The 22,930-nt window shown below is 54.2% G+C and carries 21 protein-coding genes, 1 CRISPR repeat array and 1 riboswitch (1 of these 23 cut by a window edge); of the genes, 11 read left to right on the top strand and 10 right to left on the bottom strand.

The features are described 5' to 3' along the window. Positions 1-58 precede the first annotated feature (58 nt). Together HP566_RS19305 and yegQ are read left to right on the top strand one after the other, a co-directional pair. On the top strand, positions 59-934 hold the full coding sequence (locus HP566_RS19305; protein WP_249978942.1) for a DMT family transporter: 876 nt from the start codon (positions 59-61) through the stop codon (positions 932-934). Between the two features lie 129 nt (positions 935-1,063). Continuing rightward, positions 1,064-2,434, top strand: coding sequence for a tRNA 5-hydroxyuridine modification protein YegQ (gene yegQ / locus HP566_RS19300; protein ID WP_249978941.1), 1,371 nt, complete (start codon positions 1,064-1,066; stop codon positions 2,432-2,434). Between the two features lie 99 nt (positions 2,435-2,533). Here yegQ and thiE read toward each other — a convergent pair whose 3' ends face one another. From thiE to HP566_RS19285, 3 genes are all read right to left on the bottom strand, one after another. Next, complete coding sequence (gene thiE, locus HP566_RS19295) at positions 2,534-3,148, bottom strand: thiamine phosphate synthase (protein ID WP_249978940.1); 615 nt, start codon at positions 3,146-3,148, stop codon at positions 2,534-2,536. Further along, on the bottom strand, positions 3,138-3,968 hold the full coding sequence (gene thiM, locus HP566_RS19290; protein ID WP_249978939.1) for a hydroxyethylthiazole kinase: 831 nt from the start codon (positions 3,966-3,968) through the stop codon (positions 3,138-3,140). The genes thiE and thiM overlap by 11 nt, the downstream gene beginning before the upstream one ends. A gap of 25 nt (positions 3,969-3,993) precedes the next feature. Next, positions 3,994-4,086, bottom strand: a riboswitch (TPP riboswitch). A 60-nt stretch (positions 4,087-4,146) separates the two neighbouring features. Next, positions 4,147-4,521: a DUF2237 family protein gene (locus HP566_RS19285; RefSeq protein WP_249978938.1), complete on the bottom strand. Its 375-nt coding sequence runs from the start codon at positions 4,519-4,521 to the stop codon at positions 4,147-4,149. A gap of 159 nt (positions 4,522-4,680) precedes the next feature. Here HP566_RS19285 and gloA point away from each other — a divergent pair, with 159 nt between their 5' ends. Then, complete coding sequence (gene gloA, locus HP566_RS19280) at positions 4,681-5,214, top strand: lactoylglutathione lyase (protein ID WP_249978937.1); 534 nt, start codon at positions 4,681-4,683, stop codon at positions 5,212-5,214. Positions 5,215-5,216: 2 nt separating this feature from the next. Continuing rightward, entirely contained in the window at positions 5,217-5,582 is a 366-nt protein-coding gene (locus HP566_RS19275) for a DUF6164 family protein (RefSeq protein ID WP_249978936.1), read from the top strand. Here the strand turns inward: HP566_RS19275 and HP566_RS19270 are convergent. Beyond that, on the bottom strand, positions 5,563-6,243 hold the full coding sequence (locus HP566_RS19270; protein WP_249978935.1) for a cupin domain-containing protein: 681 nt from the start codon (positions 6,241-6,243) through the stop codon (positions 5,563-5,565). The two genes, HP566_RS19275 and HP566_RS19270, sit on opposite strands and share 20 nt — an antisense overlap. Positions 6,244-6,342: 99 nt before the next feature. Further along, complete coding sequence (gene ampC, locus HP566_RS19265; RefSeq protein ID WP_249979044.1) at positions 6,343-7,506, bottom strand: class C beta-lactamase; 1,164 nt, start codon at positions 7,504-7,506, stop codon at positions 6,343-6,345. Between the two features lie 177 nt (positions 7,507-7,683). Between ampC and HP566_RS19260 the strand changes: the two genes are divergently transcribed. Beyond that, positions 7,684-8,562 carry a LysR family transcriptional regulator gene (locus HP566_RS19260; protein WP_249978934.1) on the top strand — a complete coding sequence of 293 codons (879 nt, stop codon included), beginning with the start codon at positions 7,684-7,686 and terminating at the stop codon, positions 8,560-8,562. A gap of 88 nt (positions 8,563-8,650) precedes the next feature. Here the strand turns inward: HP566_RS19260 and HP566_RS19255 are convergent, their stop codons facing one another. The 5 genes from HP566_RS19255 to HP566_RS19235 form a co-directional block, all read right to left on the bottom strand. Next, positions 8,651-9,658, bottom strand: coding sequence for a metal ABC transporter solute-binding protein, Zn/Mn family (locus HP566_RS19255; protein ID WP_249978933.1), 1,008 nt, complete (start codon positions 9,656-9,658; stop codon positions 8,651-8,653). Between the two features lie 33 nt (positions 9,659-9,691). After that, a complete protein-coding gene (locus tag HP566_RS19250) occupies positions 9,692-10,582 on the bottom strand; it encodes a metal ABC transporter permease (RefSeq protein ID WP_249978932.1) in 891 nt (296 codons plus the stop codon). Then, the gene (locus tag HP566_RS19245; RefSeq protein WP_249978931.1) at positions 10,566-11,300 is read right to left on the bottom strand and encodes a metal ABC transporter ATP-binding protein; all 735 of its coding nucleotides are present in this window, start codon (positions 11,298-11,300) and stop codon (positions 10,566-10,568) included. The genes HP566_RS19250 and HP566_RS19245 overlap by 17 nt, the downstream gene beginning before the upstream one ends. Next, positions 11,297-11,446 carry a hypothetical protein gene (locus tag HP566_RS19240; protein ID WP_249978930.1) on the bottom strand — a complete coding sequence of 50 codons (150 nt, stop codon included), beginning with the start codon at positions 11,444-11,446 and terminating at the stop codon, positions 11,297-11,299. Before HP566_RS19240 ends, HP566_RS19245 begins: the two co-directional genes overlap by 4 nt. A gap of 159 nt (positions 11,447-11,605) precedes the next feature. Then, on the bottom strand, positions 11,606-12,271 hold the full coding sequence (locus HP566_RS19235) for a hypothetical protein (protein WP_249978929.1): 666 nt from the start codon (positions 12,269-12,271) through the stop codon (positions 11,606-11,608). 155 nt (positions 12,272-12,426) lie between these two features. Between HP566_RS19235 and cas1f the strand changes: the two genes are divergently transcribed. The 6 genes from cas1f to cas6f all read left to right on the top strand — a co-directional run bounded on the left by cas1f (position 12,427) and on the right by cas6f (position 21,130). Next, positions 12,427-13,398, top strand: coding sequence for a type I-F CRISPR-associated endonuclease Cas1f (cas1f, locus tag HP566_RS19230; protein ID WP_249978928.1), 972 nt, complete (start codon positions 12,427-12,429; stop codon positions 13,396-13,398). Next, entirely contained in the window at positions 13,398-16,742 is a 3,345-nt protein-coding gene (gene cas3f / locus HP566_RS19225; protein ID WP_249978927.1) for a type I-F CRISPR-associated helicase Cas3f, read from the top strand. Before cas1f ends, cas3f begins: the two co-directional genes overlap by 1 nt. 427 nt (positions 16,743-17,169) lie before the next feature. Further along, positions 17,170-18,555, top strand: a complete 1,386-nt coding sequence (csy1, locus tag HP566_RS19220; protein WP_249978926.1) for a type I-F CRISPR-associated protein Csy1 — start codon at positions 17,170-17,172, stop codon at positions 18,553-18,555. Beyond that, positions 18,542-19,516: a type I-F CRISPR-associated protein Csy2 gene (gene csy2, locus HP566_RS19215; protein ID WP_249978925.1), complete on the top strand. Its 975-nt coding sequence runs from the start codon at positions 18,542-18,544 to the stop codon at positions 19,514-19,516. Before csy1 ends, csy2 begins: the two co-directional genes overlap by 14 nt. A gap of 15 nt (positions 19,517-19,531) precedes the next feature. Next, positions 19,532-20,557, top strand: a complete 1,026-nt coding sequence (csy3, locus tag HP566_RS19210) for a type I-F CRISPR-associated protein Csy3 (RefSeq protein ID WP_249978924.1) — start codon at positions 19,532-19,534, stop codon at positions 20,555-20,557. Positions 20,558-20,560: 3 nt separating this feature from the next. Then, positions 20,561-21,130 (top strand): type I-F CRISPR-associated endoribonuclease Cas6/Csy4, encoded by a 570-nt coding sequence (gene cas6f, locus HP566_RS19205; protein WP_249978923.1) that lies wholly within the window; start codon positions 20,561-20,563, stop codon positions 21,128-21,130. Positions 21,131-21,259: 129 nt separating this feature from the next. Continuing rightward, a CRISPR array of direct repeats spans positions 21,260-22,930; the repeat unit is 28 nt; unit sequence GTTAGCTGCCGCCCAGGCAGCTCAGAAA (it continues 2,975 nt past the right edge of the window).

Here is a 22,930-nt window from a genome sequence, read left to right as displayed (position 1 = left end):
GTTTTTTATTCTCTGTCAACGTCCGGCTGATGCAACCCGGCGAGTATAGGAGACCATCATGACTACCTCGTTGAAAGGCATACTCAGTATGTGCCTGGGGGTGCTGTTTTTGGCGTTAGGCGATGCCATTTCGAAGTGGCTTGGAGAGGTGCATTCTCCATTGCAGATTATTTTCTTCCGTACCCTGGTATCACTGCCGCTGATAGCATTGTTGGCCTATTTTTCAGGTGGGCTGCGCAAGTTGCGTACCAAGCGCCCTGGTATGCACCTGATACGCGGTTTGATTTATACCGCCACCATGATCTGTTTTGTCTGGGGACTGACGCTACTGCCATTGGCGGAGGCCACTGCTATTGCGTTTGTGGCGCCATTGTTTGTCACGCTACTGGCTGTGCCGTTACTGGGTGAGCGGATTGATTTGCCTGTTTTAATTGCGTCGCTGACAGGCTTTGTGGGAGTGCTGATCGTGGTGCGCCCCGGTGGAGATGCGTTTCAGTTAGGTGCCATGACCGTGTTAGCAGCGGCGGTGTTCTATGCGCTAATGATGATTACCGCCCGCCGTTACGGTGCCCGTGAGCACCTGTGGGCGATGATATTTTATATGACTCTGGTGCCGCTGATATTAACGGCGCTTAGCTTGCCCTGGGTGTGGCAAACACCCCAGCCTTGGCACTGGCTAGGGTTTTTGGTGTCAGGCGTGCTGGGCGTTGGCGCGACAGCGTTTATAACGCTGGCGTTTCGTTATGCCCCCGCCGCGATTGCCGCGCCATTTGACTATACCGCCATGCTCTGGGCAATACTGCTGGGTTGGTGGTTCTGGGGTGAGCTGCCCGACTTATGGGTATGGTTGGGTAGCGCGCTGATCATGCTCAGTGGCCTCGCGATCGCTTACCATGACCGACGTACGACGTTAAAACGTCGCCCAACGGCGTGAATATACTTCCTGGTTGATCCAGGTCAGCAAAGTGGCAGGCTTACCAAAGCATGGTGTTTGAGCGGGCTATAATCCGGCCCTTTCAACACCGCGTATTACGCGCCATCGTCCTGATAACGGTGATTGTTTATGCAAGCTCCTGAACTGCTTTCTCCTGCCGGTACCTTTAACAATATGCGCTACGCCTTCGCTTATGGGGCGGATGCCGTTTACGCGGGGCAACCGCGCTATTCGTTGCGAGTGCGCAATAACGACTTCAATGTTAACAATCTTCACCGTGGTATTGAGTATGCCCATGCGCGAGGTAAGCAGTTTTACGTTGCTTCTAACATTGCACCCCATAATAGCAAGTTGAAAACCTACCTGCGGGATATGGAGCCGGTGATTGAAGCAGGGCCGGATGCGCTGATTATGTCTGATCCTGGTTTGATAATGATGATCCGGGAGCGTTGGCCTGAACAGGTGATTCATCTGTCGGTGCAGGCAAATGTGGTGAACTGGGCGGCGGCTAAGTTCTGGCAGCGCCAGGGAGTTAGCCGCATCATTTTGTCCCGTGAACTCTCTCTGGATGAGATTGCGGAGATAGGTGCTGAGTGCCAGGGCTTAGAGATCGAAACCTTTGTGCATGGTGCGCTCTGCATTGCCTATTCAGGGCGTTGCCTACTGTCTGGCTATTTCAATCATCGCGACCCCAACCAAGGCACCTGTACCAATGCATGCCGCTGGAAATATAACACCGTGGCAGCGGCACATGACGATACGGGTGATCTGGTGCCCGCTGCAGAAGGCCGTGGTGTGTCGATGCAAGGGCAGGACGAACTCTCCGCACTGATTGAAGATGTCACTCGGCCTGGGAAGCTGATGCCCGTCTATGAAGATGAGCATGGTACCTACATCATGAATTCCAAAGATCTTCGCGCCGTACAGCACGTCGCGCGTCTGGCGGAAATGGGGGTGGCATCACTGAAAATTGAGGGGCGCACCAAGTCCCATTACTACGTGGCGCGCACAGCCCAGGTGTATCGACGGGCAATCGATGATGCCGTTGCTGGCCGACCCTTTGATATGAACCTGATGGATGAGCTCGAAAACCTAGCGAACCGAGGCTATACCGAAGGCTTTTATCGTCGTCATGTACACGATGAGTTCCAGAATTACGAGCGAGGTCACTCTATCGGCGTACATCAGCAGTTTGTAGGTGATGTGCTCGGTTACGATGTAGCCCGCGGGCAACTGGATATAGAAGTAAAGAACCGCTTTGAGGTAGGTGACAGCATGGAGCTGATGCTCCCCGGCGGTAACCGCCGTTTTATGCTTAAGTATATTGAGAACGGGCGCGGCGAGTCTCAGTGCGCCGCGCCCGGCTCAGGGCATCGGGTTCGCATCCCGCTACCGGGCGATGCTATCCACTCTGACCAGCTTGAGTTTGCATTATTGATGCGCGATCTCACACCTTCCAGAGTGGCTCAGCCCCGTTCATTAGGTGTAGCCATCAGCTAAGACATGACCAGCACAGGTGCTTGACGTTAGGGCGCTTGCTAACGCTGCTACTCATCGCTTCATGCGGGTACCGCTAACCCGTTCGTACGTGGAGTGGGATTATGTGGCGACAAAGGCCTGTGCGGCCGCGCACGGGTCTGGCTGGCCGCAAATGGCGGAAATCACCGCAAGGCCTTGGGCTCCGGCGGCTTTAACATGCTCAGTATGCTCCGCTTTTAAGCCCCCAATCGCTACGCTGGGCAGCGGGCATACCCTGGCCAGTGTCGCCAGCCCCTTAAAGCCAATCGGCTGAGCGTGGTCGTGCTTGGTGACCGTTGCGAAGACCGGCCCCAGGCCCACGTAGTCCAGCAGCGCCATGGGTGCTGCCTGCAATTGCTCTGGTGTATTGATCGACAGGCCAATAATGGCATCTTCACCCAAGGCTTGACGGGCCTCTTGAACGGCCATGTCACTTTGTCCGACGTGCAGGCCATCAGCCTGGCTGGCTACGGCGACGCTTAGGCGGTCATTGATAATCAGAGGAACCCCACTGCCAGCAAGCAGCCCTTTTAAGCGCTTGGCCTGGGCAATCATCTGCTCATCGCTGGCGTGTTTATCGCGTAGTTGAACGATGGTGACCCCCCCCTGTATCGCCGCTTCCACGGTCTGTTCAAGGCCATAGTCGCGGCATAGTTCGGCATCGGTGATGAGGTAAAGCGATAGATCAAACGGCATGCACCGCCTCCAACTGAGCTAGGGTCGATAGGTTGTTGGGAGTAAGCTGGTAGAGCGCATCCAATAGTGCTACCTCAAAGCTGCCCGGCCCTGTGGCGTATTGCCCTGCCTGACTGCCCGCAACCGCAAAACAGGCCAGCGCAGCGATACATGCTTCAAAAGGGTGTGCCTTTTCAGCTGCTACAAATCCTGCCACCAGCGCGCTTAGGCCACAGCCCAAAGCCGTGATCCGCGGCATCAGTGCATGTCCACCCTTTAGGTAGTAGTGGTTGGTGCCGTTGGTAATAAAATCTTTCTGGCCTGTCATTGCCACGATGCAGCGATGTTGTCGGGCAAGTGCCACCGCTGCGGTGGTCGCGCTTGTGTCTTGGGTGCTTGCCGTGGTGTCAACGCCGCGCCCTTGGCTGCTTAGGCCATTTAGGGTCAGAATTTCTGATGAGTTGCCACGGATAACCGTTGGCTGGTGTGGCAGCAGCTTGGCGCACAGTGTTTGCCGAAAATGAGTAGCGCCCACGGCGACCGGGTCCAGTACCCAGGGAATCCCTTGGCGATTGGCCGTGCTGGTGGCCATGAGCATGGCTTCCGCCCAGGGGGTCGATATGGTGCCAATATTGATGGCAAGCGCACAGGAAATAGCCGCAAACTCGGCTGCTTCCTCTTTCGCATGCAGCATCGCAGGGGACGCGCCCGTGGCGAGCAACAGGTTGGCGGTACTGTTCATGGCCACGTAGTTGGTTATGCAGTGAACCAAGGGGGTCATTGCGCGCAGCGCAACAAGATAGTCGCCTAATGGGTGCTCATTAAAGGAGCGTAGCGTCATAACATCCTCCCGGCAGGGAGGTGGTGATAGGGGCACCACGACTCCCTACGCCGGTATTAGCCGGTTCAGGTTCAAAGGGTGCTTCTCAGCCATCGGTATGGCGCCCCTGTCGTGGGCTTACTATCCGTGTCTTGAGGACAGATGTAAAGCGTGGTTGGTTGGCCCTGATCAGGTTCGCTCAGTGCACAGCATCCAGCGCATGTTGTTGCAGTATCACCAATGGAATGACTTCCAAGGTTTTCTCATTAGTGCCCGACAAGATAACCGGCGGTGCCAGGCCCACGGCTTCCGCCTGCTGCCATCGGCTGGCGCATAAACACCAACGATCGCCCGCTTGTAAGCCAGGAAAGCCAAACGCCGGGCGCGGTGTTAGCAGGTCAGTACCCTGGGCTTTTGAAAATGCCAAAAACTCTGCGGTAACGACGGCGCATACGGAGTGAACGCTGATATCATCTGGTCCCACACGACAAAAACCATCGCGGTAAAAACCGGTTTTTGGTGTATGGCAGCAGGGCGTTAGCGGTTCACCCCATACATTACGGTCACGTGACATATAACCTCCTTGTACGCTAAGGCTGGAATTATCCAGCAGCCGCCCTCATGGTAAATATCAAGTAACCGAGGCGCTGCCCATCCATAGGAAAGTAGTTTAAAGCCTTGTACAAAGTATCAACTTCGTCAAAGTCTCCACGCTCAATAGAGGAAAATAGCCATGAGTTTCCAAGGTGAACAGCATCCAGGCGTTGCCCCCGTTGCACCACAAACACAAGGGTTTCGCTTAAACCATCTGATGCTGCGCGTGAAAGACCCTGAGCGTGCGCTGGCCTTTTATTCACGAGTGTTTGGTATGCAAGTGCTGCGCCGCCTGGATTTTGAAGAGATGCAGTTCTCGCTCTATTTCCTGGCCAATGTTGAAGCCGATGAGAGCGTGCCAGAAGACCCCCAGGCCCGTACTACCTGGACATTCAGCCAAAAAGGACTACTGGAGCTGACCCATAACTGGGGAACGGAGAGCCAGCCAGATTTTGCCTACCACGATGGTAATGCCGAGCCTCAGGGCTTCGGACACATTTGCTTTAGCGTACCCGATTTAAGTGCCGCCCAAGCGTGGTTTGATGAGCATGGGGTAACCTTCGTGAAGCGTGCGGATCAGGGCAAAATGAAAGATGTTATTTTTGTCAAAGACCCCGATGGTTACTGGATTGAAGTGATTCAGGCAGATCTTCTCGCGGCAATGGGCGATTGATCATGGCACATTTGCTGTTTAGGCTTCGCCATGTGACGGATGAAGAAGCGTTAGAGGTTCGCCAACTACTGGACGAGCAGGGCTTTGATGTCTATGAAACCCATGCAGGTTTTTTTCGGTTAGGCGTTGATGCCATCTGGCTGCGCAACCCACAGCAAAAGGAAGCCGCAGAGGCCACTCTGGCCGAGTACCAGACGAAGCGTCAAGCCCAGGCGCGTCGTGAGCACGACGAAGCCGTATCGAGAGGAGAGGCGCCAACATTATGGCGCCGTTTAGCCGCGCATCCTCTTCAAGTCATTCTGGTACTGGCTGCGGTTGTCATGATTGTGCTGGTGACGCTGATTCCGTTTATTGGTCTGGCTGGCTAACTGCTGCCAAATGTCCTCGCTTCAGGTATAGCTGTACTCCATCACTACCTGCCTGAAGCTGAGGCGCTGCGCCTGCGGGATAACGGCACCAGCTTCCCTTGAGGTACTCGATGCCGTTATCCTGTAGCGAACCTTCTAGTATCAAGATTTCCAACCCTCCACCGAGGATGGGGTAAGTAACCTGCACCCCGGCTTCCCAGCGTTCCAGGCTTACCCGCTCCTGACCAAAGGTGTGCAGCATTTTGTAGCTGATGCCAGGACGCCTATCGGGCTGCCAAGGTAAACGGTGGGCGGGAATGGCGAGTCGGAGCAGGTCGTTTTGATCAAACTGGTACAGTTTGACGAGAATTAATGCTCCCTCTTCGCCTATTTGCGGTGTATGGCCAGTACCAATCGGGTTGCGTAGGTAACTCCCTGCCGGGTAGCGGCCATGTTCATCGGCGAACACGCCTTCAAGCACTAAAATCTCTTCACCGCCGCCATGAATATGGTGGCTAAACTGGCTATTGGGCGCATAGCGCACCAGGCTTGTGGCCCTGGCGACTTCATCGCCAATACGGTCCAGCATCATACGCTCCACACCCGCGCTCGGGGAGGCAACCCATTGGTACTGCTCGGGCGTAACACAGGCAAAGTGGCTAAAATCGGCATTCAGGCGCATGGCGTTGGCTCTTTGCAGTGGACAGAACGACGTAGCCAAGTCTCCTTATCCCTAGGCAAAAATGCAACGCAAAAAAGTATCGCCCGTAGGCGGCGCCTCTTAGTGTGTCTTGTCTAGCGCTGTCAGGATGTGGTGTGCTGCCTGAATGCGTGCCTGATTCGGATAGTTTCGGTTTGCCAGCAGGGCGATGCCTACCTGCTGGCTGGGCACAAACGCCACATAAGCACCAAAGCCGTTGGTCGAGCCGGTTTTGTTGAACAGTGCCTCTTCTCTGGAGGGGAGCGGTGGTTCAAAGCGTTCCACTTGATTGGCTTCCAGGACGACCTCAACTGAATTACCTTCCAGGAGCTGATCAAGACTTACCGGATAGTCATAACTTTCCCACCCCAGCCCCTGAACCATACCGCCTAGGCCAACGTAACCCATTCGGGTGGTTGCCAACGCCTGGTGCAGAGGTTCTACTGCTACGGCTTCCGCCATCTGCGCTTCAATAAAGGCCAGAACATCCGCTGCGGTTGCCTTTAATCCGTAGGCCTCAGCATCCAACACGCCTGGGTTTACCCTGATGGGGACATTATCTTTCGAGTAACCGTAAGCATAGTTCGCCTGTTGGGACTCGGGTACTGCATAGTAGCTATGCTCCAGCCCCAAAGGAGCAAAGATCTGGCTTGCCATCAATGTCTCGAAGGGCTGCCCCAGGCTTTGGGCCGCCAAATAGCCGAACAGGCCAATACTGGGGTTGGAGTACAACCGGTGGTTCCCTGGGGGGAAGTCCGGCTGCCAGTGGCGATAGTAGTCCATCATCTCCTCTTTGTTTGTCACGTCTTCCGGGAACTGTAACGGGAGGCCTCCAGCTGTGTAGGTGCCAAGCTCCAGCAGGGTGATTTCATCAAAGGCGCTGCCTTCGAGACTGGGGAGATGTTGGCTGGCGGTATCTGAAAACGAAAGTGTACCGCTGGATTGGGCATACGCTGCCAGTGCGGCGGTGAATACCTTGCTAACGGAGCCAAGCTCAAACAGGGTATCAGCCGTTACGGGAATATTACCCTCTTGATCTGCAAGCCCATAATTAAAGTAATACTGTGCTCCATTAACACTGAGTGCGATTGCCATACCTGGGATGTGGTGCTCCGACATCATGGGGACGATCGTGCTTTCCACCACTGCTTCAATACGTGCGCTATCCTGTGCTTCAGTAGCCCCGGCAAAACTACTAAAAAACAAAGAGCCTGCGATGATCAGACCGCAGTTGGTTGCGAACATCTTTTTCATGCTTCGATCCTATGACGATGTAGTGACATGATGCCCGTGGTGATGCATGGCCTTTTCATTAACTGCATAGCGCTGAGGGCATGTGCAGCCGCTTAAATTAAGGTGCGCTGTTTGAACTGACAAACGGTGTTATTTTGTACGAGCCATTAGAAAAATTTGGGGTTATGGATGACGCATCCCTATCTGCCGCTGAAAGCATTACGCGCCTTTGAAGTCTCTGCTCGGCATTTGAGTTTTACACGTGCAGCGGACGAGCTTTGTGTAACGCAGGCAGCGGTGAGTCATCAGGTTAAGCTACTCGAACAGCAGCTCAAGGTGCCATTGTTCACGCGGCTACCACGTGGACTGATGCTTACCCAAGAGGGAGAGTTGCTGCTCCCGGTACTGAACAATGCGTTTGATCAGATTTCGCACATACTTGAACGGCTCGGTGAGAGCCGCTACCGCGAGGTCTTAAACGTAGGTGTTGTGGGAACCTTTGCTATTGGCTGGTTATTACCCCGCCTAAAAGACTTCCACGAGCAGTATCCGTTTGTCGATTTGCGCCTTTCCACCCACAATAACCGCACCGATATTGCCGCAGAGGGGCTAGATTTTGCGATTCGTTTCGGTTCCGGGGCCTGGCACGGCCTTGTCGCACAGCCACTGCTGCCTGCTACGCTATCAGTGATGTGTATTCCCGCTATTGCGGCACGACTGAAAACACCCGCCGATGTGCTGGGTGAAACCTGGCTCCGCTCTTATCGCGCCGATGAATGGACCGAGTGGTTATTAGCCGCCGGACTGCCACGTAGCCTGCCAGCAACGAAAAGTATAGTTTTTGACTCTTCAATTGCCATGATGGAAGCCGCGCTGCAAGGGGCAGGGGTAGCGTTGTCGCCAACACAGATGTTTTCGCGTCAGTTAAGTAGTGGTGCACTGGTCCAGCCGTTCGATACCGCTGTCAGCTTGGGAGGGTATTGGCTGACACGCTTACAGTCGCGTACAGAAACTCAGGCCATGACCAGTTTTCGCGAGTGGCTGATGGCTGCGGTGGCCGAAGCCTGAGCCGAAAGAACCAAGGGCTGATGACCTTCCATGGCCATCCAGCGGTACGCTCGTACTTCATGAGCGCCAGACGTTTTGCAAAGCTCGTTTAGTGGGTATGCTCACTGTGGTCGTGGTCGTGGTCGTGGTCGTGGTCGTGGTCGTGGTCGTGGTCGCTATGCTCCGGCTCACCCAGAGCATCATGCAGTACCTTGGCATTGTGGCGCATCATACCGAGATAAGTACTGGCTTCTCCTTCGCGGGCTAACGCGTCGGCATACAGCGTGCCTGCAATGGGCAGGCCAGTCTCTTCGGCCAGTTGTACAATGATCGACTGGTTGGTCATGTTTTCATGAAACAGTGCTTGAACATTTTCCTGCTCAATCACGTCTACCAGGGCGGCCATGCTGGCACCACTGGGGTCGGCTTCAGTGGAAAGACCAACTGGGGAGAGGAAATTCACTCCGTAGGCGTTAGAGAAGTAGCCAAACGAGTTATGCCCTGTAATCACGCTTGCAGAGGCCGGTATTTCGCTGATCAAAGCACGAATTTCAGCATCCACTTCGACTATTTCAGCTAAGTAGCGCTCTGCATTTGCCTGGTAAGTGTTGGCATTTGCGCTGTCCGCTTCAATCAGTCCATCCCGAATGTTGGCCACATATGTCCTGGCTTGGGCCATATCCTGCCACGCATGTGGGTCGTCATCGCCATGCCCGTGGTCATCATCACGCCCATGGCTATGATCATGGTGGTCGTGGTCGTGGCTTGCATATGAAAGCGTATCAATACCATCGGTAGCGGTAACCAAGGCCCCTGAGTAATCGCTTGACTCAATCAGGCGCTCCATCCAGCCCTCAAACAGCAGGCCATTAAAAACCACTACATCGGCACCCGCCAATGCGCGGGCATCACCAGGACGGGGAGAGTACACATGGGCGTCGCTATCTGGGCCTACAAGTGATGTGACCGCAACGTGCTCTCCACCAATGTTTTCGGCCATATCCGCCAGAATAGAAAAGCTGGTGACGACCTGGATGCGCTCATTGGCAATAGCAGCAGGCAGCGCCAGCATGGCAGCAATACCGACCAACCAGCGTGATGAAGAGGATAACGACATGCAAACACTCCTTAACGATTTAAAAAGCAGGGGTTATGGTTCCTGTTCCAGAGCCAGCGGCGATGTTTTACGCCTCAGCTTGGCGGTCAGGCTGTGGTAGCGGCCGCACAGGGCTGAAAAAAGGTATCCTGTGCCGGCCAGTAAAATGATGCTTGGCCCAGAGGGAATATCCAGGTGGAACGACAGCAAGAGGCCGCCCGTGCTTGCCACCATTGCCAGTACAATGGCAATACCAATCAAGCCTTCCAGGCGTTTACTCCAAAATCGTGCGGACGTGGCGGGTAGCATCATTAACCCTACCGCCATCAGCGTGCCTAGCGTTTGGAAGCCAGCAGTTAAATTAAGTACCAGCAGCCCTAAGAAAACGCTGTGAACCCAGCCACTGCGGCGGCTTTGGCCGCGTAAAAATAATGGGTCCAAACACTCCACCACCAGTGCACGGAAAATAAAGGCCAGTGTCACCACAATGAGCGTGCTAATAGAGGCAATCAGCAGCAGCGCGGTCGAGTTAATGGCCAGAATCGAGCCAAACAGCACATGAGTGAGATCTACGCTGCTGCCGCCGATAGAGATCAATAACACCCCTGCGGCCAGCGAGATAATAAAAAAGCTTGCCATGGCGGCGTCTTCCCGCTGGCCACCCATTTTTGAAACAGCCCCTGCCAGCAATGCGACCAAAAGGCCAAACAGCACCCCTCCCATGCTCATTACCGGCAGCGAAAACCCTGCCAACAAAAAGCCCAGGGCTACGCCAGGCAATATCGCGTGGGCCATGGCATCGCCAATCAGGCTCATGCCCCTTAACACCAAAAACACGCCAAGCGGGGGTGCCGCTAGCGAAAGTGCCAAGCCACCCACCACTGCGCGACGCATAAAGCCATAATCAAACGGTGCCAATAACCACGCATCAAGCAGTGCCAGCATAACGTCCTCCCAGAGTGAACGGCACTATCTGTGCAGATGAATGCTGGTGACTAAGCGAGCTTGGTGCGACCCAGCGGGCATGACCACCACTAAGCATCAACACTTCATCTGCCAGGCGGCGCAAATGATCCATGTCATGGAGCACAATGATAATTGTCACGCCCTCATCAGCCATCTGCCGCAAAATACGAATCAAAATATCGACGGTATCGCTATCCACATTGGCGAATGGCTCATCCAGCAGGAGCAGCTCGGCCTCCTGCATTAAAGTACGGCCAATCAGCGCCCGCTGGCGCTGCCCACCAGAAAGCTCCCCTAGTGGGCGGTGAGCCAGGTGTGAAATGCCCAGGCGGGCCATGATCTCGCGGCCTTTACGGTAATGAGCCGCGCAGTACCCCTTTAAAGAACCATGGCTTGGCCAACTGCCGGTCATCACCAACTCCTCTACACTCATTGGAAAGGTGAGATCCAAGGCCAGCTGTTGGGGTAGCCATGCCCGGCGTGCTTTATCAACCGTGCAAACCACCTTGCCGCTGATCGGGCGCAGCTCTCCCATAATGGCTTGAATAAGCGTACTTTTGCCGGCGCCGTTGGCGCCAATCAGGGCGGTGATGGCGCCGGGACTAAATTCGCCATCCACATGCTCCAACACTGTGCGGCGCCCCTGGGCAAGGTGCAAATCGTGTAGCTGCAAGCGTGAAGGGACGCGCTCGCTCATAGCGGCCAGCCCCCTGCCCAGAACACCAACCCCCATAATGCCAGTAGCGGCAGAGTTACTAGCCCCAGACGCTTAGAGGCGGAAAGCGACATCAATGAAAAATGACAAGGGCCTTCCTTATTATGGCGGTGCATATGTTCGCTCATAGCGTATCCTCACTAACGAATAAATAGGTTATAACATAACAATTTGTAAAGCAAAAAAGTGCCGGGTATTTTACGCGTTCCCACCGTGCTGACAACGGTCAGTCTGCTGGTAAAACTCGCCTGACAGAGCAGGCACCGTCAGTAGCAGGGGCAAGGGGGCTAATAGCGCCATGTTGCGCCGATCTGCTGGGGAGAAACCAACAGTGCATACTCGCCATTCACCGTAATAGGCCCAAGCGACAGGCTGGCAGGCTGGAAACGATTAATAGCGTGTGATGCCTGGTTGGGTTGCGTCCAGATTTGCAATTCATTGATCAGCATGCCGGTAGCAAAGTTAATCGCACCATCCCGCTCGCGACCATCGGCAGCAATGACTGCCCCTGCGACACTATTGACGACCAATGAGCTGACGCGAGCTTCCCATCCGCGACGCTCACGTTCGGCTTGAGCCAATTCCAGCCCCAGGGTTTGTACGCCGCTCAGCTCTCCGCGTGCCTTCAAACGTTCATACTCCACCAATGCTGCATGATGAGGCTGACGGTCAAGCAACATCCCCCCCAGAGCCAAGGCTGATTTCACTGCACCCACCCGCGCATCAAAGCGGTCGTCACGGCTGCTAGCCTCACTCGACTGGTAAATATCCACTGCCAAGCTGGCTGCATAGATGCCTGTCCAGCCCGTATCCCACCATGTTGCATGACGGGCACCATTTTCAAATACATTATCATAAGCGGCCCAGTCAGCATTGGTTTGCGCCTGTGCCGGAAGGGCAAGCAGCACCGCAGTGATGGTCAGCACACGGCATGACATACGAATTAACAGCATGGCAGAGCACCTCAAGATGACAGGAATTGGCTAAGCGTAGCACGGAGTAGGAGCAAGGTTAGCGTGGAATCAGAGTGGGCTAAGTATGACTAAGGTCAGTGGTGTTGATGGGGTAAAGAATGGTTAGATGGGGGATATCTCCAAGGAGTGTGACTATGGATGATGTTTCCCCCTCTGACCTTAAAACCATCCTGCATTCCAAGCGGGCAAACCTTTATTACCTTCAACACTGCCGCGTATTGGTAAATGGTGGGAGGGTTGAATACGTGACCGATGAGGGTAGTAAATCCCGCTACTGGAATATCCCTATAGCCAACACCACCTCGATACTGTTGGGCACTGGCACCTCGATAACCCAAGCGGCCATGCGCGAGCTTGCCAAGGCAGGGGTGTTAGTAGGGTTTTGTGGAGGTGGCGGTACCCCACTGTTTGCTGCGAATGAAGTGGATGTGGATGTTGCCTGGTTAACCCCGCAAAGTGAGTACCGGCCCACGGAGTATCTCCAATACTGGGTGCGCTTCTGGTTCGATGATGTAAAACGCCTGGGCGCCGCCCGTGCGTTCCAGCAGGCACGCCTAGCGCGTATTGAGGCGCTGTGGACAAGCCGAGTGATGAAGGACTCCGGCTTCAGTATTGCTACCGATCACCTGAGTAGTGCCCTTGCCTACCATCGTGAAGCGATTCCCAAAGCCCCCAGCACTATTGATCTACTCACTCTAGAGGCGCGTTTAACCAAAACATTGTTTAAGCTGGCAGTGAATGCTGTTGATTACGGTGAATTCACCCGCGCCAAACGCGGCGCAGGCACTGATCCCGCCAACCGCTTTCTTGATCACGGTAACTATCTAGCCTATGGCATAGCCGCAACCGCAACCTGGGTGTTGGGAATTCCCCATGGGCTTGCGGTACTCCACGGTAAAACCCGCCGTGGCGGGCTGGTGTTTGATGTGGCAGATCTGGTGAAAGACGCGGTGATTCTGCCCCAGGCATTTATTTCAGCCATGCGCGGTGATGAAGAGCAGGAGTTTCGCCAAGCCTGTATTGAGCGCTTAACCCGCACTGAATCCCTCGATTTCATGATTGATACGCTCAAGGAAGTCGCCCAAGAACTGGGGAGTGGCGAGTAATGAACGTGCTGCTGATTTCCCAGTGCAATAAAAATGCCCTCAAGGAAACACGCCGCATACTTGACCAGTTTGCCGAACGCCGTGGCGACCGCACCTGGCAAACGCCGATTACCCAGGCAGGACTGGATACACTGCGTAAACTGCTGCGTAAAAAAGCTCGCAAAAATACCGCCGTCGCCTGCCACTGGATTCGTGGCCACGACCACAGCGAACTAATGTGGGTGGTGGGGGATGTGTCGCGGTTTAATATCAATGGCGCCGTGCCAACCAATACTACCGCCAGAGATATCCTTCGCCGTCGCGATGAAAACGACTGGCACAACGGTGAAGATATTCTATTGCTTACTGCGATGGCTGCGTTACTCCACGACCTGGGAAAAGCCTGCGATGCCTTTCAGCAGCGGCTAAAAGGTAAATTGGAAGGGCGCAACTTATACCGCCATGAGTGGATATCGCTACGCCTGTTCCAAGCGTTTGTAGGAAGTGACGGCGACGTTGCCTGGTTGGCGCGCCTAGCCGAAGGCGACTATCAAGCGCAGGACTGGCTGGATGGATTAGAGCGCGACGGGATAGATACCCCCACCTCAGCGGTGTTCAGCCGTTTATCCCCGTTGGCTGCCGCGCTGGGTTGGCTAGTGCTTAGCCACCACCGGCTACCTTTAAAACCGCCGGAAAACGATGGCGAAAATGAAAGGCGCTGGGGCAGAGGAAATGCACCACTTCAGGCAGAACAACTGGGCGGATTGTTTGCTTCTATTTATGCCGAGTGGAACGAGATTCCCGAGACCCAAGACCCTAAACGCATCGCGCCCTACTGGCAGTTCAAGAGCGGATTGCCTGTTAGCACGCCACGCTGGCGCGAGCGCGCCGCTAAGCTTGCCACGCGGTTACAGGCACGGCTGAAAAATGGTTATCACTGGCTGGAAAGCCGCTACGTCATGCACTTGGCTCGGCTTAGCTTAATGCTGGCCGACCACCATTACTCCAGCCTGGAAGAACTCCAGCATCGCGTGCGCGGTGAGCCTAACTACCCACTGATTGCCAACACTGTGCGCAAAACCGGCAAGCCCAACCAGCCGTTAGACGAGCATATTTTAGGGGTTGAGAAACACGCGGCGGCGGTTGCCCGTGCGCTACCCAGTGTAGATAGCCACTTACCCCGTTTAGCGCGCCATAAAGGCTTTCGTAAGCGCAGTAGCCACCCACGGTTTCGCTGGCAGGATAAAGCTTTCGACCTGGCGCAATCGCTTAGAGAGCGCAGCCAGCGCCAAGGCTTTTTTGGCATTAACATGGCGTCTACCGGCTGCGGTAAAACCCTCGCCAATGGGCGCATTATGTACGCCCTGGCCGACCCTCAGCAGGGCGCGCGCTTTAGCATTGCGCTAGGGCTGCGCACGCTAACCCTGCAAACCGGCCAAGCTTTACGTGACCGTTTGCATCTAGGTGAAGACGAACTCGCCGTGCGGGTAGGTGGCAGTGCTAATAAAGCCCTGTTTGAGCACTACGAGCAAGAAGCCGAGGCCAGCGGCTCGGCGTCGCAACAGGCGCTGATTGAAGAAGATGCCCATGTGGTGTTTGACGGCAATTTTGATAGTCACCCAGTGCTTCGCCGTTTATGCGATGAGCCGGGCACCCGCGCGCTTATCGCCGCCCCCATTTTGGTATGTACCGTTGATCACCTTGTGCCCGCCACGGAGAGCACGCGAGGCGGGCGGCAGGTCGTGCCCATGCTGCGCCTAATGAGCAGTGATTTAGTGCTTGATGAAATCGACGATTTTGATATCAACGACTTGCCCGCGCTTACCCGGCTCGTCAATTGGGCTGGGCTGCTAGGTTCACGGGTGCTGCTTTCATCGGCCACCTTGCCGCCTGCGCTGGTGGAGGGTTTGTATGAAGCCTATCGCAGTGGTCGTGAAGCCTTCCACCGCCACCGTGGCGAACCGGGTTTGGCAACGGATATTTGCTGCGCTTGGTTCGATGAGCACGACCGCCAGCACCATGATTGCGCCAGTAGCGAGACCTTTAAGGCCGCCCACCACGCCTTTGCCAAGCGTCGGTTAGAGCGCCTCGCCAAAAGCCCGGTACGCCGCCGCGCGGATATTTTAGCGTTGCCATTACTGGGCAAACGCCCTGAAGAGATAAGGTCCGCCATTGCGACCCTGCTGAGTGAGCATGCACTAGTGCTCCACCAACAGCATCACTCTGTTGATCCACACTCAGGCAGCCGCGTCAGTTTCGGCTTGATTAGAATGGCCAATATTGACCCATTGGTGGATGTGGCCAGGGCGCTATTTCAGCAGGGCGCCCCTGAAAATGTGCGCATTCACCTGTGCGTCTACCATTCCCGACATCCGTTGGTCATGCGCTCAGAAATTGAGCGCCGGTTAGACAGAACTCTGCAACGGGCTGAGCCAGATTGCGTTTTCCAGCAGCCGGATATCCGCCGCCTGCTGGATAGCAGCGAAGAAAGCGACCACTTGTTTATCGTGCTTGGCTCGCCGGTAACGGAGGTGGGCCGCGACCACGACTATGATTGGGCCATTGTAGAGCCATCGTCTATGCGCTCAATTATCCAGCTAGCGGGTCGCGTATGCCGACACCGCGAGCAGGTTTGTGAATCTCCCAATATTTTGCTGCTCGATACCAATCTCAAGCATTGGGAGCAGCCTGGAAAGCCTGCCTTTCACAAACCTGGTTTTGAAACAGATCTTCAATGGCGGTTAAGTAGTCACTCTCTTAGTGAGCTGTTAACGGAAGATGAGTACAAGGTGATTGATGCCCGCCCCCGTGTGCTGGCGCGGGAAACGCTGCACGCCAAAGATAGCCTGGTAGACCTGGAGCACGAGCGGCTGCACCAACTGATGATCGAACAGCCCGCCGAGCCGTTAACCAAAAAAGAGATACGGATAGGGAAAACACCCAAGCCACCGCCGTTAGGCGCCTATAGTTGGCATGTGATGCCGCAGCTGCATTTAACCGGTGTGTTGATTCAACGTGACCCGTTTCGTAAGCAGCTCGAACCTGAAATAACGCTAGCGCTGCTGCCCGATGAGGGCGGTGAAACCTGGACGCTACACCGTGTAGACGATGGCGCAAGGCGTGGTGAAAAGCTCTATGTGCCAGTGGAAGAGAGCCTGCTGGTTCGGGTAGACCTAGCAAAAGAGCAGGGCGAGCGGATACAACCCTGGGGCGCAAGCGACTACTTAACAGCACTAGCTGACTTAGCGGAAGACCTGGATATCTCCCTTGACCGCGCAGCCCGTACCTTTGGCACGGTGACGGCTTCGGCTAGAAGCCCGCAGTGGGGATACCACCCCGTATTGGGGTTTTGGCGGAGCAAATGAGGGCCGGTGATAGACAGTGGCCCGCTGCCTGTGCGGCAGATGATTATTAATGAATAAAGCGAATGGTGATATTTCTGAGCTGCTTTTCCAGCAGTCAAGATCATTATTTTACAAAGGTATTTTATAGATTTTTTAAGGATAGTGCTGCTAGTTAATGTGTGAATTAAAAAGTGAATGTTGATAGGGATTTATTTTCATGTGAGCTAAGTCTATGCTTGAAATCACTCGGCAGCTGGCACTGCCGAGTGGTGAGGCAAAAATCAGACTGGTAACTGCGGAAAGCAGAAAAGGAGGTGAGAGAGTGGCTGGCTATTGCTCCGTTAGAAGAGTTTAGCGTTTTTCCAACACGTCCCGAGGTATCTTGCCTCGGGGCATATATTGGCACGAATTATCGTGTTCCCCAAATATGAGTTTGAAAGGATGTGTAATGCCTACCATTCCTAGCGGAAGCCGTCAGCAACTTCGAACATTGATCGAAGTCTTCCTAAAAGAGCGCTTCGATACCAAGGCGGAAAAGCTAGCTCCCGACGATCCAAAATACCAAGCGCTGGTTGAGCAGTTCCAGTTCGATACTTGGATCAACGATGCAGCAAGGCGCGTTGGTCAACTGCAAGTGGTTACCCACTCCCTCAAGCCTATCCACCCCGATGCTAAAGGCTCCAACCTTTACGCGCCACCTGAATCACTAAACAACCATCATCTTGTTGGCAGCCATACACTACCCGTTGATTTTTCGGGCGATGTCGTGGGAAACGCCGCCGCCTTGGATGTTTATAAGTTCTTAAAGCTAGAATTTGAAGGTAAATCGCTACTTGAGCGGGCACTGGAGAATGACGATGACCTGGCAAAAGCGTTAAACGATAATCCTGAACAAGCTCAGGCGTGGATTGGTGCCTTTGCTTCGATTACCGAACCACGTGGTGAGCACGCCTCACATACCCGAGGCAAACAGCTCTACTGGCTGGTGGGGGATGATGCCGCAGACGTAGAAAATGACGCTGAGAACTTTCATCTGCTAGCACCGCTCTATGCTACCTCGTTGGCGCACCGTGTTTTTCAAACTATTAACCATGACCGCTTTAGCGAAGAGGCCAAAGAAGCACGTAAAGCCAAGCGGGAAGGTAAATACGCGGAACAGACAGTACATAGCTATCCCAACCTAGCCGTACAGAAAATGGGCGGCACTAAGCCGCAAAATATCTCACAACTGAATAGCGAGCGGGGCGGTAGTAACTATTTGTTGGCCTCAATGCCACCGAGTTGGAATGTGCGTGATATTCGCCCGCCTCTGAAAGTGGATTCAGTATTTTCGCATCCTGGGGTGTTTGGTCGCCGTAGAGAAGTGTGGACGCTGGTCTATGACCTAAAGCAGTTCCTAGAAACTAACCCTTCTACCACTATGCACTCTCGTGACCTGCGCGATGACTTCACTGCAATGCTGATGGATGAGCTGATGCTTTTTGCCATGCAAATGCATAGCTTACCAGCTGGATGGAGCGCGGATGAAAATTGCCGTTTAGTGCAGAATGAGATCTTTTGGCTAGACCCTGGACGCGCCGAGGAGGATGTTATTTTTTGTGACGCCAGAAACAGCACTGATTGGGCAGATGGCGTCCGCCACAGCTTTGCTAAATGGCTCAATGACGCCCTAGGCGGAAAGCTGCCCTTTGGCGATGTGGAATATCGCCACTGGAAAAGCGAATTAGCGAAAGATGCGACCCATCAACGCTTATTGGATCGTGATCGCCGCTGGATGGAAAACCTAATGGAAGACTTAACCAACCTGCCAGGAGGAGGTGATGATGATGAGTAAAGTGAAAAACCTCCTGGTTCTACCGCGCTTGCGGGTACAAAACGCCAACGCGATTTCGAGCCCAATGACCTGGGGCTTTCCCTCTATGAGTGCTTTTGTGGGCTTGATGCACGCCCTGGAGCGTAAGTTAGCAGATGTGGGGCTTCCTGTTGCACTGGGCCACGTGGGGGTTATTTGCCACGACTTTGAAGCTCAGGCCACTGAAGGCGGCTACATTCGAGGCTTTCACCTGACCCGTAATCCGGTGGATAAAACTGGCGGCACGGCAGCGATTGTAGAAGAAGGGCGCGCCCATCTGGATATCACGCTGATCTTTACAATTGATACCGGCGCTGTAGAAAGCGAGCATGAGAATATCGCTAAACAAATCGGAGAGATTGTATCGGGCATGCGAATTGCCGGTGGTAGCGTAGTGCCTAACCGCAACGTACCAAGCCACAAGCAGCGTCCGCAATGGGTGGCGCTGGATGACAAAGAAGATGAACGCTACAAGCAATTCGCACGCCTGAAGCGCCGCTGGCTGCCGGGCTTTGCGCTCACACTGCGTGATGATTATCTAACCGAACACCTCAAAACGCTGCAACAGCACAACCCCGAAGCCAGCTTGCTGGATGCGTGGTTAGACCTTTCCCGTCTTAACCATTACTGCACGTTAGAAAATGAAGGCGAACCCAACGAGAAGCCCGTTTGGCAGGCGCAGCGACCCTATCGCGGCTGGCTGGTGCCAATTCCGGTGGGTTATGGCGCTATTTCCGATCTTTTCCAGCCTGGAGAAGTGGCGAATGCCCGCGATACCAAGACCCATTTCCGCTTTGTCGAAAGCCTCTACTCCATTGGCGAATGGGTTAGCCCGCACCGCATGAAGCAACCTGAAGACCTGCTTTGGTACGTTGATAACGACGAAGAAGCGGGCCTCTACCGACTTAATAACGACTATCACCTTCGCGCCTCAGTACAGTAAATAAGGAGCTTTATCATGGCTAAAAACGATACCCTTAAAACCGCTTCTGTCCTCGCTTTTGAGCGCAAGCTCGACCCTTCCGATGCGCTGCTGTACGCCAGCAGTTGGGATAAGCGGCAAGATGAACAGCAGTGGAAACCGGTTGAGGTGCGTGAAAAATCGGTACGCGGCACTATTTCCAACCGCCTGAAAGCCAAAGACCAAGACCCTGCTAAGTTAGATGCCGCGATTGAAAATCCTAACCTTCAAACGGTGGATGTCGCCACGCTGCCCCACGATTCGGACACCCTGGTAGTGCGCTTTAGCCTGCGCGTCCTGGCAGGTGCCGGAACGCCCTCCGCCTGCAATAACGCCGAATACCAAGCCAAGCTGGAACAAGCCGTCGCCGATTATAAGCAAGCGCAAGGCTTCGGCGAGCTGGCCCACCGGTACGCCAATAACCTCGCTAATGGGCGTTTTTTGTGGCGCAACCGTATGGGGGCAGAGCAAGTAGAGGTAAGTATTCGCCAACTGGCACAGGGCAAAGCCACTAAAGAGTGGAACTTTGATGCCCTATCGCTCTCGTTGCGGGCTTTTGAGGGCACTGCTGATCTTAAAGAACTTGCCAGTGTTATCGCGGCAGCGCTGGCGGGTGAACAGCACTTACTGCTTGAGGTAGTTGCCTATGTGCGTATGGGTAGCGGCCAAGAGGTGTTCCCGTCCCAAGAGCTGATACTTGATCGGGGTCGAGGCGATAAGAGCAAAACGCTTTATCACGTCAGCGATATTGCCGGTATTCACTCGCAGAAGCTGGGTAACGCCATTCGTACCATTGACACTTGGTACCCCAATGAAAACGATGAAGATCTGGGGCCTATTGCTGTCGAGCCTTATGGCTCAGTGACGACTCAAGGCAAAGCCTATCGCCAGCCCAAACAGAAGGCTGATTTCTACTCGTTACTAGATAACTGGATGGTTAAAGATCAAGTGCCGCCAACAGAGCAGCAACACTTTGTTATGGCAACATTGATTCGCGGTGGTGTATTCGGCGAAGCGGGGTAAGCCATGGACCACTATATTGATATTCGCCTAAGGCCCGATCCTTATTTTGCTCCTGAAATGTTAATGGGTGCGCTGGTTAATAAGCTTCACCGAGCGTTGTTTGATTTACAAGCAACCAACGTAGGCATCTGCTTCCCAGCCCATAAACATGGAGTACGAGCACGCACATTGGGGAACCACCTACGGCTGCATAGCGAACAAGCTCAGTTACAGCAGTTAATGAGTGGTGAGTGGCTGACCGGTATGCGTGACCACGCTCAAGTCAACGAGCTGCTTGCGGTGCCTGATAATGCCCAGCACATCAATGTGGCGCGTAAGCAGTTCAATACGGGTAGCCCAAGCCGTGTAAAACGTTACGCCAAACGGCATAACATTTCGGAAGAAGAAGCGAGGGAAATTTACGCCAAAGTGGCGGGCAAGTGCATTGAATTACCGTTTGTGACGATTAATAGCCGCTCTACCCAGCAGCGTTTCAGCCTGTTTATTGAACACGGCAAGCTCCAGGAAAAACCGGTAGTGGGCCCGTTTAATCACTATGGCTTAAGTCCTAACGCCACAGTGCCTTGGTTTTGACCCTTTTTTCTAGCATGAAAATAGGCGACCAATAATCAATCGCTTAGCGGTATTGCACATAAAAGGGTGATACCGCTTTTTTCGGCTAAAGTTCTTTAACAATCAGCACATTATTTTTGATATGCTCTTGTTAGCTGCCGCCCAGGCAGCTCAGAAAACCAAGGGCCGATATGGCCGCAGATAGAGAAGGTTAGCTGCCGCCCAGGCAGCTCAGAAACTGCTAAGTTGAAATATTTGGCTATATTTCTGCGTTAGCTGCCGCCCAGGCAGCTCAGAAAAGTATCGCCGCCACCAGTATCGCCACCACCAGGTTAGCTGCCGCCCAGGCAGCTCAGAAATTCTACGGGCAAGCCTGGGGCGGCTCCTGATGGTTAGCTGCCGCCCAGGCAGCTCAGAAATCGCTGGAGCGATTCTAGAGAGTAACGATTCCAGTTAGCTGCCGCCCAGGCAGCTCAGAAAACCACCTGAGTCGCCACCACCTGAGTCGCCACGTTAGCTGCCGCCCAGGCAGCTCAGAAAACCGTGTGTACGTAAAGTACCACCGCCTGCTAGTTAGCTGCCGCCCAGGCAGCTCAGAAAATCGGGGAATTAAGGGGGATAGAGAACGGTAAGTTAGCTGCCGCCCAGGCAGCTCAGAAAAGAGCTACCACCACCGGAGTCATCACCTGAATGTTAGCTGCCGCCCAGGCAGCTCAGAAAGCTTCAAAATCTCGCCATGCACTTATTAAAGAGTTAGCTGCCGCCCAGGCAGCTCAGAAACTGAGGAAACCGTGTGGCGTATCGAGCTGCGTTGTTAGCTGCCGCCCAGGCAGCTCAGAAATACAACCCATTCACCTAAGGGCTTAATCTCAGGTTAGCTGCCGCCCAGGCAGCTCAGAAAAACAACATCAGAACCAGAAGACGAGCCATACCGTTAGCTGCCGCCCAGGCAGCTCAGAAAAAAAAGCTGCGCTATTTTCCTCATTCATCACAGTTAGCTGCCGCCCAGGCAGCTCAGAAAAGGCGTGCGGAGCGGTTGCCTGCAATCCAGCCGTTAGCTGCCGCCCAGGCAGCTCAGAAATGATCGATCCCGCATGGCAAGTCATGCAGGATGTTAGCTGCCGCCCAGGCAGCTCAGAAAATAGCGCGGCGTCACAAGGGTTCTCTAGCTTGGTTAGCTGCCGCCCAGGCAGCTCAGAAATGACTGATAAGCTGGCGCGTGCAGAAGAAACCGTTAGCTGCCGCCCAGGCAGCTCAGAAAGAAGAACCTGCCGATAAACTTTGGCATAAAGAGTTAGCTGCCGCCCAGGCAGCTCAGAAACTTAGCTAGCATCGTTACTGCCTGCTTGGCGCGTTAGCTGCCGCCCAGGCAGCTCAGAAAAGGCTGGCGTCTCTCGTCGCCTCCGGCTCAGCGTTAGCTGCCGCCCAGGCAGCTCAGAAATCCCAGAGCGAGTAGGCGATCTTTAATATGGAGTTAGCTGCCGCCCAGGCAGCTCAGAAATGGAAGAACTCGTCTAGCTGGTGATCAGGCACGTTAGCTGCCGCCCAGGCAGCTCAGAAATGAACGTTTCATCTGTACGACTGCAGTTATCGGTTAGCTGCCGCCCAGGCAGCTCAGAAATATTCGTGAGTTTGTTAGGGTTTATTCATCTTGTTAGCTGCCGCCCAGGCAGCTCAGAAATTTAGGAAACTCACGAGAGACTAACAAACACTGTTAGCTGCCGCCCAGGCAGCTCAGAAAAGAGAGCACCACAGGCCGTACAGTAAGTCCCAGTTAGCTGCCGCCCAGGCAGCTCAGAAATTTTGACGCACCTATTACTT

It is taken from the genome of Vreelandella olivaria (assembly GCF_023507745.1).
Lineage (GTDB): Bacteria > Pseudomonadota > Gammaproteobacteria > Pseudomonadales > Halomonadaceae > Vreelandella > Vreelandella olivaria_A.
This window is presented reverse-complemented; position numbering and strand designations above follow the sequence as displayed.